The organism is Vibrio sp. 10N.222.55.A1 (genome assembly GCF_041473835.1).
Lineage (GTDB): Bacteria > Pseudomonadota > Gammaproteobacteria > Enterobacterales > Vibrionaceae > Vibrio > Vibrio crassostreae_C.
Genome location: NZ_JBFRSX010000034.1, coordinates 118,580 through 135,953, shown reverse-complemented (window position 1 = coordinate 135,953; position 17,374 = coordinate 118,580). Strand labels below are relative to the sequence as shown.

The following is a 17,374-nucleotide window of genomic DNA, read 5'->3' as shown; positions in this document are numbered from 1 at the left end:
TTAATTTCGTTAAATTGGAACCCGTTAATTCTATTCTCTGTACTTGTTTTCGCCCCTTTTAGCAGTACATCAAAGGAAAGTAGTACCCAATTTATGTTTAGATTCTATCGTAAGCAGAAGTTTAAGCGCCTTCAAAATACCCTAATGCTGGCATTTCTTGTCCTCAGTATTACCCCTGTGACACTTATCGCGATATTTTTCCTCCAATCGCACAGTCAGGATCTCCAGGAACAAAGCACCTCACACCTTGTTTCGGTTCGTGATACTAAGCAGCAGCAAATTGTCGATTACCTACAAGCTCAAGAATCCCAAGTGATGGGCTTTGTTCGCTCAGAATTGGCCAATGCCAGTGGCGGGCGATTTTATGGTTTGATCAATGCATTTCAACGATTGGGGTTAGATATTGACGAGGCACGCAGTAATGCACAGCAGCGCTATATTCAAGGCTCTGGCGATCAAATCAAAACGTCGATCCTCCCTGAATCCAGCAGCTTTATTGGCAGCGAGCGTTATCGCCTGCTCCACAAGCGCTACCATAATGCTTACCTAGAACTGCTTAAACGCTCTGATTTTGACGATATTCTCTTAGTTGATATCAACGGTAACGTCGCTTATTCCGTCTTTAAAAATGACGATTACGGCACCAATCTGCTGACAGGAAAATACAAGGACTCCAACCTAGGTATTACCTTTCAACGACTAGCCAAAGACGTAACCGACCGACGCAAATCTAACGAAGATTACACGCCGGTTATCGTTTCTGACTTTAAAGACGAGAATGGCAAACAGACCGCATGGCTAGGCGCACCTATCGTTCAACAAGGCTACCTACACAGTTACGCGATGTTTAGGCTACCAATCAACGGCATTACTAAGTTGATTGCGGATCTCAACAAGAGTTCGAATATTCAAACGCTGCTTGTAGGTGATGATCACCTGCCGCGTAGCCTTGCTCATTCACAAGAATCTATCAACTTGAGCCTAGATGTTGTCGATAAAGCATTGGCTGGCGAAACAGCGGTTGGCACCTTCGACAACACCCTAGATCAAGCGATCATCGCGGCATATACGCCAATTGAGCTGAAATACGCAACATGGGCTCTTGTCGTAGAGCTGCCAGAGAAAGAGGCGTTTGCCCGTATTCATCAGTTAGAAAAGATCTTCGTGATCGTGATGCTAACGGCGATCATTCTGGTAGTCGTTGCATCGCACTATCTGTCTAACTTCATCACATCCCCACTGCTTAAACTGACGTGGGCTGCCGAAAAAGTATCGGCGGGTGATCTCGATGAAACCATGATCAATACCGAGCGCAAAGATGAGATAGGCCGACTCGCGGTGAGCTTCGAAAGAATGCAGCGATCTATTCGTGAAAAAATGCAGCTCATCAAAAGCCAAAACGATGAGCTTGAGGACAACCTTAAGACCATTCAAAAGCAAAACGAAGAGTTACAACTGGCAAATAAACTCAAAGATGAGTTCTTAGCGACTACTTCACATGAATTGAGAACACCACTGCATGGCATGGTGGGTATCGCTGAAGCGTTGATATCTGGAGCTAACGGCCCTATTCCTGCTAATCAGAAATATCAGTTGGATATCATCATCAATAGCGGTCAGAGATTGGCGACCTTGGTTGATGATCTGCTTGATTATCACAAGATGCGCTATGGCAGCTTAGATATTAAGAAATCAGCCGTTGATTTGTCGGCAGCCACCAGCTTGGTCCTAGAGTTGTCTCATCACCTATTGGGCAATAAGCCAATCCGTATTATTAACCAAGTCCCAAGTGATTTAGGTCTGGTTTCATCGGATCCTCAACGACTTGAGCAAGTGATGTATAACTTGGTCGGCAATGCCATCAAGTACACCTCAGAAGGTAAAATTGTTATCTCTGCCAGCGTTATCGATGACAACATTCGTGTACAAGTTGTCGATACTGGCCAAGGTATACCGGCCGAGTACCTTGAGCACATCTTTGAGCCATTGATTCAAGCAGGCCAAGATGCGAGTAACTACCGCCAAGGTGCAGGGCTTGGATTATCGATCAGTCGTCAGTTGATCGAGCTAATGGGCGGTTCACTGTACGTTAGTAGCCAACCAATGCTCGGCACTACGTTTAGCTTTACCCTGCCCCTAGCTACTCAAGATGAGTTAGACAGTTACAACGAATCAGGTCACTACTCGCACTTCCAAGCGCCTGATTTAATTGATAACAGCCAACAAGAAAATAGTGTTATCAGTGAAAACCCAGATGGCCCGTTATTGGTTATCGCCGATGATGAGCCGGTTAACCTGCGAGTATTAGACAGCTTCTTGAAGTTAGAAGGTTATCGAGTACGTACTGCATGTGATGGCCCTGAAACCATTGAACTGATTGAGAAAGAGAAGCCAGAGCTGCTTCTGCTCGACATCATGATGCCAGGAATGAGCGGCTATCAGGTTTGTGAAGCACTGCGTAAGCAATACGATCATGCTCAGTTGCCAATCATCATGCTAACGGCACTCAACCAAGCAGAAGACCGTGTTCGAGGTTTCGAAGCTGGCGCCAATGACTACTTGTCTAAACCGTTCAACAAACAAGAACTAGCGGCTCGAATTACAGCACATCTATCAGCAAGCAAAGCTGAACAGAGACGCCTTGAAAACGACCAACTGCAACTCGAGCTCAAACATAGAGCGATGGTTGAGGCTAACTTGTTAGAAACTCAAGGCCGCTTATTAGAGCAACTAGAATCGGCACCTGAAGCCATCATCTGTATTCGTGACGACCAACGTATTCGCTTTGCTAACGAAGCTGCGGCGAAGCTATTCAGACGCGGACAAGAACAACTTAAACGCTCAATGGTCGACGAGATCATTGCGCCTAAATACCTTAAGGTAGAACAAGCCCACTACTGCGGTGATATTGATATCTATATAGACGATACACGTCAGCGCATACCAAGTGACATCCTTAAGCTGCCTGAAGGCTCAGGGCTCGACACCATGTATATCTTCAATGTAGGTGGTGGTGTTAACTCAAACCGAATCAATAACCTTGAAACGGCGGTTGAAGCTCTCTCTAGTTATGCCTTTGAAGGCGACAAAGATAAGTTGCAACAGTTGAAGGAGCTTGGCGGAGAATTTACTCGTCTTGCTGACAAGGCAACCGGTGAAGGTAAAAACAAGCAAGAGTTAATGCGCGAGGTACTGGTCGATGCGATGACTAATGCCATCATCTACTGGGAATCGGTGACTGGTGAAACCAAGTTCGCTTTCGCCGAGAAGAGTGGCTTGTGGCGCGTCTACTTAGACCGCAGTACGCTGCAAACTCGAACGCTAGACAAATACCTACGCGTAGAAACCCTACCGAAAACCCCTCGCTGGCGAACGGTACTGAGCTCAATCGAATTCATACTGGAACACTGTAAAGAACAGACGCCAGAAAGAACCCATATTGAGATGCTAAGAGATAAACTTCAGAAACTACTGACCAGTTAATCCCTGAACCAACATCACGATACTTTGAATAATGGAGCCCACCTAGCGTGGGCTTTTTTGTACGCCTAATAATCACAAAAAGTAGAATCCCATCGCTTGCAACGCACTTTTTTTACGCCCTTAAACAAGGAGGAATTCACGCCAATTACGTACAGTGTGAGCTCGTAACCGTCAGTACTTTTCGTTCTATTCTCAATCATATCTGACTCTTTGTTGCAGTTTGAGAAGCGAGTCACAACAGAACGGCAGATTTAATTTTCTAGGGAAATTTAACGTAAAACTGGCAAGTGACCGAGATCTACAATTATACCAACGTAGGGTAAAGCATTATAATAAAAAGCCTTTAAAGTTAGTGACCACTTACAACTAGCAATAACCTCAAAACCAAATGCGAGTCACATCACCTTAACAATTCCGCACAAAAAACCACCAAAGCAACCTATTTTGACGTTAATGACGTGGGGTTGTGTATTTTTAACGTTTTTGACGGGAAACGAGTTTGATTAATTCATCGATAAGGTGTTTTCTTACTCCTGCCAAAGGCCTACAGGCCACTCTTACCACTTCTCAGATCAACGATGAATCTGGAGCAACGAAGAAGAGGTAGGCCTTTAACCAGAGTGTGTATCTACTAAACAATTTAGCGACAGATAACATTCAATCCATTAGTGAAATGAAAGCAAATAGTAAGGAACAGCTATGCTTGCCAATATAAAAAAAACAGCAATAGCAACAGCAATTATTGCAACTGCTACAACAGGTTTTGCATCAGTAGCAACCGCTGCAGAACGCAGTGAACTGACCGTTCACCCGAAAGAGTACACTACATTCGTACGTAACTTTAACCCGTACCTTGGTGCTACTAACCTACATACTACAACTGACTTCATGTATGAGCCGCTAGTAGTATTTAACGAAATGCACGGTAACACTCCAGTGTTCCGTCTAGCTGAAAACTTCAAGATGTCAGATGATCTGATGAGCGTTGTTTTCGACATTCGTAAGGGTGTTAAATGGTCTGACGGAGAAACTTTCTCTGCTGATGATGTTGTTTTTTCTTTCAACCTTGTAAAAGAGAAGCCAGAGCTTGACCAATCTGGTATCAACTCTTGGGTAACTTCTGTAGAGAAACTGAACGACAACCAAGTTAAGTTCACACTAACAGAAGCAAACTCAAACGTACCTTACGAGATTGCTAAAGTACCTGTAGTACCTAAGCACATCTGGAAAGACGTTAAAGATCCATCAACGTTTACCAATGAGAACCCGGTAGGTTCTGGTCCATTTACAGAAATCGATACGTTTACAGCGCAGCTATACATCCAGTGTGCAAACCCGAACTACTGGGATGCAGACAACCTAGATGTTGACTGTCTACGTGTTCCACAAATTGCGAACAACGACCAATTCCTAGGTAAAGTTGTAAACAGTGAAATGGACTGGACGTCTTCTTTCGTTCCAGATATCGATCGTACATACGCAGCAGCTAGCCCTAAACACCACTACTGGTACCCGCCAGCAGGTACACAGGCATTCATCGTTAACTTCAAGCACCCTGATGCTGCGAAGCATGAAGCATTGAGCAACGTTGACTTCCGTCGTGCTTTCTCTATGGCTCTTGACCGTCAAACTATCATCGACATCGCATTCTACGGTGGCGGTACTGTAAACGATTTCGCATCGGGTCTTGGCTACGCGTTTGAAGCTTGGTCTGATGAAAAAACTCATGACAAGTACAAAGGCTTCAACACTTACAACGCTGAAGGCGCGAAGAAGCTTCTTGCTGACGCTGGCTTCAAAGATGTAAACAAAGATGGTTTTGTTGACACTCCATCAGGCAAGTCTTTCGAACTAATGATTCAATCGCCAAACGGCTGGACTGACTTCAACAACACAGTTCAACTAGCGGTAGAACAGCTAAACGAAATCGGTATTAAAGCAAAAGCTCGTACACCTGACTTCTCTGTTTACAACCAAGCAATGCTTGAAGGTACATACGACGTAGCATACACAAACTACTTCCACGGTGCGGATCCATACACGTACTGGAACAGTGCTTACAACTCATCACTACAATCTGGTGATGGTATGCCTCGTTTCGCAATGCACTTCTACAAAAACGACAAGCTAGATGGTCTTCTAAACAGCTTCTACAAAACAGCTGATAAGAACGAGCAGCTAGACATTGCACACGGTATCCAGCAAATCATCGCTGCAGACCAAGTGACAATCCCTGTGATGTCTGGTGCTTACATGTACCAATACAACACAACTCGCTTCACTGGTTGGTGGAACGAAGAAAATCCAAAAGGCCGTCCAAACATTTGGGCTGGTATTCCAGAGCGTCTACTTCATGTACTGGACCTAAAACCAGTTAAATAAGTAATCGTTCAATCCTTGCGGCGTAACCTCTTACGCCGCTTATAAAAATCCCCACACTCTCAATTGAAAGTATGGCGCTAGTCGTCAGGGGATTTTTCGTTCCAAATTTCGCTAGGAGCGACCTGAATCCAGAAACAGGGAAACAATCTGGGTGAGTAAGGTGTGAGTTATGGGTTATTTTTTAAGACGTTTGTCATTTTATTTTGTCGCGCTATTAGTTGCTGCGACGTTAAACTTTATTATTCCAAGAGCAATGCCTGGTGACCCAGTTACCATGATGTTTGCGAACGCTTCTGTACAAGTTACTCCAGAGCGTATTGCTGCAATGAAAGAACTATTAGGCTTCGTTGATGGTGGCTACTTAGTTCAATACGTGGCGTACATGAAGAACATTCTTAGCTGGGAACTTGGTACATCAATTCAATTCTACCCACTTTCTGTAAACACACTGTTGGGTGGAGCATTCGGTTGGTCGCTTTTCTTAGCCGGCACCGCAGTTATTCTTTCTTTCTCGATTGGTTCAATCCTAGGTATTTTCGCAGCGTGGAAACGCGGCAGTAAGTACGATGCCTTCGTAACGCCAGGGATGCTGATTCTACAAGCCGTTCCTCAAGTTGTTATCGCGATGATTGCACTATTTACCTTTGCAATTGGCTTGAAGTGGTTCCCAACAGGGTATGCCTACACCGCTGGTACTATACCTGATTGGACAAGCTGGGCATTCATTAAAGATGTCGCTTACCACGCCTTCTTACCACTGTTCTGTGCTTCTGTTGTTCAAATTGGTGGCTTCCTAGTAAACATGCGTAACAACATGATCAACCTATTAGCCGAAGACTACATCACCATGGCGAAAGGCAAAGGCCTGAGCGAAAACCGAGTGGTATTCAACTACGCAGCTCGTAACGCGATGCTACCTAGTGTGACAGCCCTGTCAATGTCGCTAGGTATGGCAATCGGCGGTCAGTTAATTATCGAAATCATCTTTAACTACCCAGGTCTTGGCAGCGTACTTTTCAACGCAATTAACGCTCGTGACTACCAAGTACTGCAAGGTCAGCTGCTTATCATGACGCTATTCATGCTGTTCTTTAACCTAGTTGCAGACATGCTTTACGTTGTTCTTGACCCTCGTCTTCGTAAGGGTGGTAAATAATCATGAAAGACTTTTTAAAACTCATTTGGCGTAACCCGATGGCCCTAACAGGCGTCATCATCCTAAGTATTTTTATTCTTGGCGCGATTGCAGCTCCATTAATCACCAAACATGTACCAGACAAGCGTACAGGTAACCCACACGAATATCCTGGTTTCGTGGTGAAGTCTGCACAAACTAACCCTGATGGCTGGGTTGCTCAAAATCTAGCAGACGACCGTCGTACATTGATCATGTCTAAAAAGGCAGACCACGTACTAGGTACAACTCGTATGGGTCGTGACGTTTGGTCTCAAGTGGTATACGGCGCACGCGTATCTCTTGCTGTAGGTTTTGGTGCGGGTCTAACCGTATGTTTACTCGCAACTGTTATTGGTGTTTCTGCAGGTTACTTCGGTGGCCGTGTCGATGACGTTCTAACAGCCGCAATGAACATCATGCTGGTAATCCCTCAATACCCATTACTGTTCGTAGTAGCAGCCTTTATCGGTGAGGCAGGGCCACTCACCATAACCTTGGTTATCGGCTTTATGTCTTGGGCTTGGGGTGCCCGTGTTGTTCGCTCCCAAACCTTAGCACTGCGTGAAAAAGAGTTTGTAAAAGCCGCTGAAGTTTTGGGTGAATCTTCATTCCGCATCATCTTCGTAGAGATTCTGCCAAACCTTATCTCTATCGTTGGCGCAAGCTTCATCGGTTCGGTGATGTACGCAATCATGATGGAAGCAACCATCTCGTTCCTAGGTCTTGGTGACCCGAACACAATCAGCTGGGGCATCATGCTTTACAACGTTCAAACCTCTTCATCAATGCTGATTGGCGCTTGGTGGGAACTGCTGGCTCCTTGTATCGCACTGACACTACTTGTAACTGGCCTTGCTCTACTTAACTTCGCGGTCGATGAAATTGCTAACCCGCAACTGCGTTCTCACAAAGGCATGAAGCGTTGGAAGAAACTAGCAGCTCAAGACAAAGAAGAACGTGAACCAGAACTACCACCACAAAATGCACTTTGGAGCGGAGATAAATAATCATGTCTGAACTACTAATTTCTATCCGCAACTTATGCGTGGATTACATCACAGAGTCTGGCGATGTTCGTGCGTGTAACAACGTAAGTTTCGACATCGCTCCAGGTGAAGTCTTCGGCCTAGCTGGTGAATCTGGCTGTGGTAAATCAACGGTCGCTTTCTCTCTTATGCGTCTTCATAAGCCGCCCGCTTACATCAGTGGTGGTGAGGTTATCTTCAACGGTGAGAACATCCTTGAATACAGTGATGACCGTATGCAGTCGTTCCGTTGGAGTGAGATGTCGATGGTATTCCAGAGCGCGATGAACGCACTCAACCCAGTACTACCGATGGAAGAGCAGTTCTGTGACGTAATCATGCGTCACACCAACATGACTCGCGAGCAAGCTAAGCAGCGTGCTGAAGGTCTACTTGAAATCGTCGATATTCACCCGAGCCGATTGAGTGATTACCCTCACCAATTCTCTGGCGGCATGCGTCAGCGCTTGGTTATTGCTATCGCGTTAGCACTGAATCCAAAGCTGATCATTATGGATGAGCCGACAACCGCACTTGATGTGGTTGTGCAACGCGAAATCCTACAAAAGATCTATGCACTAAAAGAAGAATTTGGCTTCTCAATTCTGTTCATCACCCATGACTTGTCATTGATGGTCGAGTTCTCTGACCGCATCGGCATCATGTACTCAGGTGAGCTAATCGAAGTGGCTAACTCTCAAGATATTCTAGAAAACCCTTACCACCCTTACACCAAAGGGCTGGGAAATTCTTTCCCTCCACTGACAGGGCCAAAGACAAAGTTAGCAGGTATTCCGGGTAACCCTCTGAACCTGTTAGAGATCCCTGAAGGGTGTCGTTTCCAAGCTCGTTGTGACCGTGTACATGAAAAGTGTACCAAGGTGCCAACCAAGCTGCGTTCTATCGACCCGGGACATTTGTCTAACTGCCACCTGTACGGTGACCCAATAGTACAAAGGAAGCTATAGCTTGCGTGAATAACGAACAAGGCGGCTCGACCGCCTAAAAACAAGCAAAGCGAATAAGGATTCTGGAGACAATTATGAGCAAAGATTTCGGTCAATTATTGGTAGAAGGCAAGAATGTCGTAAAAGACTTCCCAATAAGCAGTACCACCATTCAAACCCCAATGATGCGTGCGATTAACGACGTGTCATTCAAGATGTACAAAAGCCGTGGCCTAGCAGTGGTTGGTGAGTCTGGTTCAGGCAAATCAACAACCGCAAAAATGATCGCAAAAATGTACGCACCTTCAGGCGGCACGATCGAATACAAAGGTCGTGATATCCAAGAGATCTCAAGCAGAAAAGATCTTATGCACTACCGTGAAGGCGTGCAGATGGTATGGCAAGACCCGTTTGGTTCATTGAACCCAACGCACAATATCTTCCACCACATTGCTCGACCACTGTTGATCCACAAGAAAGTATCTCCGGGCAACAAGAAAGAGCTAGAAGAACGTGTTTACGATCTTTTAGAGCAAGTGGGCCTGATCCCACCAAAAGAGACGGCGAAGAAGTACCCTCACCAACTGTCTGGCGGCCAACGTCAACGTGTCAACCTAGCCCGCAACATCGCGGTAGGTGCCGAAGTTGTACTAGCCGATGAGCCAACTTCAATGCTTGATGTATCGATTCGTGCCGGTGTTTTGAACCTGATGGAAGAGATGAAGTTCGAGAAGCAAATGTCTCTGCTTTACATCACTCACGATATCGCAACCGCTCGTTACATCGCTGAAGACCTTTCGGTGATGTACGTGGGACACATGGTGGAATGGGGCGATACCGATGACGTGATTGCTAACCCTCAGCACCCATACACCCAATTGCTTGTTTCGGCCGTTCCAGATCCTAAGAAGTCGATCCACGAGCAACTTGCAGGCAACAAAGGTGAGATTCCTCTGTGGACACCAGTATCAGCAGGCTGCCCATTTGCAGGCAGATGTACTCACGCAATGGATAAGTGCAAAGAGCAGCTACCAGGGGTTACGCAGCTCGCTGATAACCACTTTGTGCGCTGTTACCTACACGAAAGCTAAGCAATAAAACCCAAGTTAGGGTCTTCGGACCCTAACTATTTATATCCAAAACATTCAAGTACCTAGCCAATAGAAACTAGGACTGTCGGAGAATATTGATGCTGTTATTGACCAACCATATTGGCTATGAGTCCACAGGCCCGAAGCAAGCTATCCTACAAACTAAGAAAGCTCGCCTATCAAGCACTACGGCTCTACTCGTCTGTGCTGACAACCATATGACTGTCGGAAATTTTGATGTGGTTAAACAAGGCCGCGTAGCAAATTGGCATCAAGGGCAATTCTTCACTATTGATTTCAGTTCAGTCACTGAATCTGGTCGCTACTACCTACGTTTTGACAACCTGCGTTCAGAAGTATTTGAGATTGGTAGCAACCTATTAATGAACCACACGTTTTCTGATGTGCTTCATTACTTTAAGTCACAACGCTGTGGCGGTATTTTCGACAAAAAAGATCGACAAGCACAAATTCTAGGTACCGACCGATACGTCGATGTCCACGGTGGATGGTATGACGCATCAGGTGATGTCAGTAAATATTTTAGCCACCTGTCTTATGGTAACTACCTAAACCCACAACAAATTCCGATGGTCGTTTGGAACATGCTAAAAAGCGTACGCTTGACTAGCCATAACCCAGACTTCCCGAAATTCTCCATGACTCGTCTAACGGAAGAGGCTCTGTTCGGTGCCGACTTCTTAGTGCGTATGCAAGACGCTGACGGATACTTCTATATGACGGTATTCGACAAATGGAGCAAAGATATCAACCAACGCGATATCTGCGCTTATGCGACTCAAGAAGGTCATAAATCAACGGACTTACAAGCGGGCTACCGACAAGGTGCAGGTGTTGCTATCGCAGCATTAGCCGCAGCTTCTGAGCTTGAAATCTCTGGCAGCTACTCGAGCCACACATACCTTGAAATGGCGGTTAAGGGTTACTGGCATCTAAAAGAGTACAACCTCCAGTATCTAAACGATGGTGAAGAGAACATCATCGATGAGTATTGCGCCCTACTCGCAGCCAATGAGCTGTATCGCGTAACACAAGACCAGCAATACCTATCAGAAGCAAGAACTTGGGCGACTCGTTTAATCTCTCGTCAGCAATCCGATGATTCATTTGAGCACTTCTGGTCGGCAAACTCTGATGGCTCTCGTCCATACTTTCACGCAGCTGAAGCCGGTCTTCCTGTGATTGCACTATGTGAATACATCGACAATGAAACCGATGCTGAATTAAAAGAACAGGCGCGCACAGTTGTTGAACAAGCTTGTCAGTTCGAAATCAACATCACCGACAAAGTCACCAACCCATTTGGCTATCCAAGACAATACGTTAAATCTGTCGATGGTGATAAACGTGATGCCTTCTTCGTCGCTCAACAGAACGAAACCGGTTACTGGTGGCAAGGCGAGAACGCACGCCTTGGCTCACTCGCAACCATGGCTTACCTAGTTCAACCGCACATTAAAGATAGCGAACTTCAAGATCGCTTAATCCAGCTTTCACAAAATAGCCTTGATTGGATCTTGGGCCTCAACCCATACCACATGTGCATGCTCGATGGTCATGGCCATAACAACCCAGACTACCTACCTCAGCTTGGGTTCTTCAATGCGAAAGGCGGTATCTGTAATGGCATCACAGCTGGTTTTGAAGATGAACAAGACATTGCGTTCAATCCACCAGCACAAAAAGATGACATGCTTCAAAACTGGCGCTGGGGTGAGCAATGGATCCCTCATGGTGCGTGGTTCTTATTAGCAACCGCTGCACAGTTCAACTTCTTAGCTCAGCGTAAGGAGCAATAATAATGACTCTTTACTACGTCGGTATTGATGGTGGTGGTACTTCTTGTCGTGCTCGTATTCGTGACGCTCAAGGCAAACTGATTGGTGAAGCGAAAAGTGGCAGTGGCAACATCCTTTTGGGTGTTGATGTTGCGATGAGCTCAATTATTGATGCCATCACAAAAGCGGCACAACAAGGGCAACTCAACTCAGACCATTTTTCAAATATGCATGTTGGCCTAGCGCTGGCTGGCGCTGAGCAAAAATCAGCATGGTTCGACTTCATGGCTCAACCACACCCTTTCGCAAGCATGACACTAAATACCGACGCTTATGGCGCTTGCATTGGTGCTCACAATGGCCAAGACGGCGCAATCATGATCGGTGGTACGGGTTCTTGCGGTATCTTCCTAAAAGACGGTGAGCAATATGTGGTTGGCGGTCGTGAATTTCCGATTTCAGATCAAGGCGGCGGCGCAGTCATGGGCTTACGTTTGATTCAACAAGTCTTGCTTGCAGAAGACGGTATTCGCAACAAAACCCCGCTGACTCTACATGTGATGAATCACTTTAATAATGATGTGGATGCCATTGTCGAATGGTCAAAAGGTGCTATTCCAAAGGATTACGGTCAATTCTCACCAGTTATTTTTCAACTCGCTAACGAAGGTGACGAACTGGCTATCGATATGCTCAAGCAAACCGCGGCTGATATCGAAATGTTTGTCTTAGCACTGCATCGAAAAGGCGCTGACAAGGTGTGCTTAATGGGAAGTATCGCTGAGCGTATTCTCAACTGGCTATCACCACCAGTACAACAATGGATCGTTAAACCTCAATTCGACGCTATTGAAGGCGCATTGATGTTTGCCGGAAAACCACAACACAACTTGTATCAACAGGCTTAGCAGGGAAGTTATATGAATTATCGCATCGACTTAGCTGTTCTTTCTGAACAAAAAAATAACTGCCGATTTGGCCTTACGGTACATAACTTAAGTGACCTCGACGTAAAAGATTGGTCTCTGCACTTTGCATTTGATCGTTTCATCCTTCCAGAGAGTTTATCGCAAGGAGAGCTGACTCAAGTTGGCAGCTTTTGCTCATTCACACCAAGTTCGTCAGTGTTAAAGGCCAACAACCATTACTACCTTGAATTCAGTATTCAAAGCGCACCATTCCGCTTCTATTCTGATGGCCTTAACGATGCCTTTATCCAGTCACATAATGATGGAGAAACATCGGTACTGCCTGTCGCGATATCACCCATAGTACTGGCTTCGCCATACCGTGAACGCAATCAAATACCTGAAGTTAACGCTGCTGAGATTGCATTGATTCCTCAGCCTAATCAGATCGAATTTCAGCAAGGTAGTTTCGCGCTAAGTAACTTCGCGCTAAGTAACTTCGCGCTAAATAACGACTGCAGAATTGAGGTTCAATCTCATCTTGCTGATAAGGCAGTCTCTTGGTTCCAGCAAGAGTTGCTCTCGACCTTTGAGCTGTCTCTTTCGACCGCGCTTTCAGCTGAACTTTCAAAAGACGAAAGCGGCAACATTCTATTTCGCAGCAACCCGACGTTAGATGAAGCCGAATACAAACTGACCATCACTGCACAACAGATTATTGCTGAATCAGGCAGCCAGTCGGGCTTTACACACGCTGTGGCAAGCTTGATTCAACTAGTTCAACAACTGGACGCAGAGAACTTCTCTCTACCATGTTGCAAGATAGCCGACCAACCGCGCTTTAAGTACCGCGGCATGATGTTGGACTGCGCTCGTCACTTCCACTCAGTAGAGCAAGTGAAGCGTTTAATCAATCAACTGGCGCACTACAAGTTCAACGTATTTCATTGGCACCTAACTGACGATGAAGGTTGGAGAATTGAGATAAAGAGCCTGCCACAGCTAACAGAAATTGGCGCTTGGCGTGGCCCTGATCATGCACTAGAGCCGCAATATACCCACATTGCGGAAAACTACGGCGGCTTCTACACGCAACAACAAATTCGTGAAGTCATTGAATATGCAGAGCAACGCAGCATCACGGTGATCCCAGAGATCGATATTCCGGGACACTGCCGTGCCGCAATCAAATCACTGCCTGACATGTTGGTAGAGCAAGCTGACACTACTCAATACAAAAGCATTCAGCACTACAACGACAACGTCCTAAACCCAGGTTTACCAGGCACTTACCAATTTCTAGATGCAGTTATTGAAGAAGTCGCAGAGCTGTTCCCGAGCGAATTAATTCACATGGGTGCAGACGAAGTGCCACCGGGAGTGTGGAGCAACAGCCCTGCTGCTCAAGCGTTGATGAAAGAACACCAGTACCAAGACAGCAAAGACCTACAAGGTCACCTATTCCGCTATGCCGAAAACAAGCTTAAGCAACTCGGCAAACGCATGGTCGGCTGGGAAGAAGCACAGCACGGCGACAAAGTGAGTAAAGAGACCATCATCTACTCATGGCTCAGTGAAGAAGCGGCTGTCAATTGCGCTCGCCAAGGCTTTGATGTGGTGTTGCAACCTGCACAGTTTACCTATCTCGACATGACCCAAGATTATGCACCGGAAGAACCGGGCGTAGATTGGGCTGCCGTTATCCCATTAGAACAAGCTTATACCTACGAAGCACTTGCTGAGATATCCGACACCGACCCAATTCGTAAGCGGATCCGCGGAATTCAGTGTGCTCTATGGTGTGAGATCGTCACCAACCAAAAGCGTATGGATTACATGGTATTCCCAAGAATTAGCGCTTTAGCTGAAGGATGTTGGACACATAAAAACAACCGAAACTGGCTAGATTACCTATCTCGCCTAAAGGGGCATCTGCCATTACTCGACAAACTCAATGTTGATTATCGCAACCCTTGGAAAGCTCAATAAAACAAACCAAAGCGACACTCATATCGAGTGGTTGCTGACTCAAATTAAGGTGCTCAGTTAGATACGACTCAGCATCACTATTTAAAAATTAGCTGCATAGATGCAGTTTGTTAAAAAGGAAATGACAATGAAATACGGCTATTTCGATAACGACAATCGCGAATACGTCATCACTCGCCCTGATGTACCAGCACCTTGGACAAACTACCTAGGTACTGAAAAGTTTTGTACCGTGATTTCGCACAATGCGGGCGGTTACTCGTTCTACAATTCTCCGGAATACAACCGTGTTACTAAGTTCCGTCCAAACGGCACCTTTGACCGCCCAGGACACTATGTTTACCTGCGTGATGATGAGACGGGTGATTACTGGTCTATCTCTTGGCAACCAGTGGCAAAGAGCCTAGATGAAGCGAACTACGAAGTTCGTCACGGCCTGTCATACTCAAAATTCAAATGTGAATACAGCGGCATTACCGCAACCAAGACGCTATTCGTACCTAAGGGTGAAGATGCAGAAGTTTGGGACGTTGTATTAAAGAACAACACTGACAAGCCACGTACTATCAGCACTTTCTCGTTTGTTGAGTTCTCTTTCAGCCATATTCAATCAGACAATCAAAACCATCAGATGTCTTTGTACTCTGCGGGCACGTCTTACCAAGAAGGTGTTCTGGAATACGACCTGTACTACAACACTAACGACTTTGAAGGCTTCTACTACCTAGCTTCAACTTTCTCACCAGACAGCTACGATGGCCAACGTGACAACTTCCTTGGTATGTACCGTGATGAAGCAAATCCAATTGCGGTTGAAAACGGTAAGTGTTCTAACAGCGCTCAAACTTGTTACAACCATTGTGGTTCTCTGCACAAGCAATTTACGATTCAACCCGGTGAAGAAGTTCGCTTTGCGTATGTACTCGGTATCGGTAAAGGCAACGGTGAACGCCTACGTGAGAAGTACCAAGACACAGCAAACGTAGACGCCGCTTTCCAAGGCATCAAAGATCACTGGGACGAGCGTTGCAACAAATTCCAAGTTAAGTCGCCAAACGAAGGCTTAGACACAATGATCAACACGTGGACGCTATACCAAGCGGAAACCTGTGTGGTTTGGTCACGCTTTGCATCATTCATCGAAGTTGGCGGTCGTACTGGTCTTGGTTACCGTGATACGGCTCAAGATGCTATTTCAGTACCCCATGCCAACCCACAAATGACCAAGAAACGTATTATCGACCTGCTTCGCGGCCAAGTGAAAGCGGGCTACGGTCTACACTTGTTCGATCCTGACTGGTTCGATCCAGAGAAAGCCGACGTTGAGCCATCAAAATCACCAACAGTTGTTCCAACACCGTCAGATGACGACAAGATCCACGGCATTGACGATACCTGTTCTGATGACCACCTATGGATCGTTCCGACCATTATCAAATACGTAATGGAAACCGGTGAGCACGACTTCTTTGATGAAGTGATCCCATACGCAGACGGTGGCGACGCGACAGTTTACGAACACATGAAAGCGGCACTGAACTTCTCTGCTGAATACGTGGGTCAAACGGGTATTTGTAAAGGCCTTCGTGCTGACTGGAATGACTGTTTGAACCTAGGTGGCGGTGAATCATCAATGGTTTCATTCCTACACTTCTGGGCGCTACAAGAATTCCTAGATCTTGCTAAGTTCCGTAATAACGATGCTGACGTTGCGAAATACACTGAAATGGCTGCTAACGTTCGCGAAGCATGTGAAACGCATCTTTGGGATGACGAAGGTGGCTGGTACATCCGTGGTCTGACTAAAAATGGCGACAAGATCGGTACAGCACAACAAGCTGAAGGTCGTGTACACCTTGAGTCAAACACGCTAGCCGTTCTATCTGGTGCTGTATCTCAAGAACGCGGTGAGAAAGCGATGGACGCTGTTGATGAGAACCTTTTCTCAGAATACGGCCTACACCTAAACTCTCCTTCATTTGCAACACCAAACGATGATATCGGTTTCGTAACTCGCGTTTACCAAGGCGTAAAAGAGAACGGCGCAATCTTCTCTCACCCTAACCCATGGGCCTGGGTAGCAGAAGCGAAACTAGGCCGTGGTGACCGTGCGATGAAATTCTACGACGCACTGAACCCATACAACCAAAACGACATGATTGAAACGCGTTACGCAGAACCATACTCGTACGTGCAGTTCATCATGGGTAAAGATCACCAAGACCACGGCCGTGCAAACCACCCTTGGTTAACCGGTACCTCTGGTTGGGCTTACTTCGCGGTAACCAACTTCATTCTTGGTGTTCGTACAGGCTTTGAAGGCTTAACGGTTGATCCTTGTATCCCGACTGATTGGCCAGAATTCGAGGTTACTCGTCAATGGCGTGGCGCGACTTATAACATCACAGTGCAAAACCCGAATGCAGTAAGCAAAGGCGTTGCCTCTATCACTATCAATGGTGAATCAGTTGAAGGCGCTATCCCAGTACAAGCAGAAGGCAGCGTGAACGATGTTGTCGTTGTTCTAGGCTAGTCACGCAATTTAACGAACAGCTCTTGTCTCAAGTCTTTAC

General features: G+C 46.1%; 10 protein-coding genes. All 10 read left to right on the top strand.

Going from position 1 to position 17,374, the window contains the following annotated elements:
• Positions 1–93 precede the first annotated feature (93 nt).
• Positions 94–3,483 (top strand): response regulator, encoded by a 3,390-nt coding sequence (locus tag AB4493_RS11170; RefSeq protein WP_136977818.1) that lies wholly within the window; start codon positions 94–96, stop codon positions 3,481–3,483.
• Between the two features lie 699 nt (positions 3,484–4,182).
• A complete protein-coding gene (locus AB4493_RS11165; RefSeq protein WP_017056650.1) occupies positions 4,183–5,865 on the top strand; it encodes an ABC transporter substrate-binding protein in 1,683 nt (560 codons plus the stop codon).
• A 169-nt stretch (positions 5,866–6,034) separates the two neighbouring features.
• On the top strand, positions 6,035–7,021 hold the full coding sequence (locus tag AB4493_RS11160) for an ABC transporter permease (protein WP_017059409.1): 987 nt from the start codon (positions 6,035–6,037) through the stop codon (positions 7,019–7,021).
• A 2-nt stretch (positions 7,022–7,023) separates the two neighbouring features.
• The gene (locus AB4493_RS11155; RefSeq protein WP_017056648.1) at positions 7,024–8,049 is read left to right on the top strand and encodes an ABC transporter permease; all 1,026 of its coding nucleotides are present in this window, start codon (positions 7,024–7,026) and stop codon (positions 8,047–8,049) included.
• Between the two features lie 2 nt (positions 8,050–8,051).
• Positions 8,052–9,035: an ABC transporter ATP-binding protein gene (locus AB4493_RS11150; RefSeq protein WP_372154981.1), complete on the top strand. Its 984-nt coding sequence runs from the start codon at positions 8,052–8,054 to the stop codon at positions 9,033–9,035.
• Positions 9,036–9,109: 74 nt separating this feature from the next.
• Positions 9,110–10,105 carry an ABC transporter ATP-binding protein gene (locus AB4493_RS11145; RefSeq protein WP_017059411.1) on the top strand — a complete coding sequence of 332 codons (996 nt, stop codon included), beginning with the start codon at positions 9,110–9,112 and terminating at the stop codon, positions 10,103–10,105.
• 98 nt (positions 10,106–10,203) lie between these two features.
• Positions 10,204–11,925, top strand: coding sequence for a glycoside hydrolase family 9 protein (locus tag AB4493_RS11140; protein WP_372154980.1), 1,722 nt, complete (start codon positions 10,204–10,206; stop codon positions 11,923–11,925).
• Positions 11,926–11,927: 2 nt separating this feature from the next.
• A complete protein-coding gene (locus AB4493_RS11135; RefSeq protein WP_017066804.1) occupies positions 11,928–12,812 on the top strand; it encodes an N-acetylglucosamine kinase in 885 nt (294 codons plus the stop codon).
• Between the two features lie 12 nt (positions 12,813–12,824).
• Positions 12,825–14,801: a beta-N-acetylhexosaminidase gene (locus AB4493_RS11130; protein ID WP_372154979.1), complete on the top strand. Its 1,977-nt coding sequence runs from the start codon at positions 12,825–12,827 to the stop codon at positions 14,799–14,801.
• Between the two features lie 127 nt (positions 14,802–14,928).
• The gene (locus tag AB4493_RS11125) at positions 14,929–17,334 is read left to right on the top strand and encodes a GH36-type glycosyl hydrolase domain-containing protein (RefSeq protein ID WP_102319895.1); all 2,406 of its coding nucleotides are present in this window, start codon (positions 14,929–14,931) and stop codon (positions 17,332–17,334) included.
• Positions 17,335–17,374 lie beyond the last annotated feature (40 nt).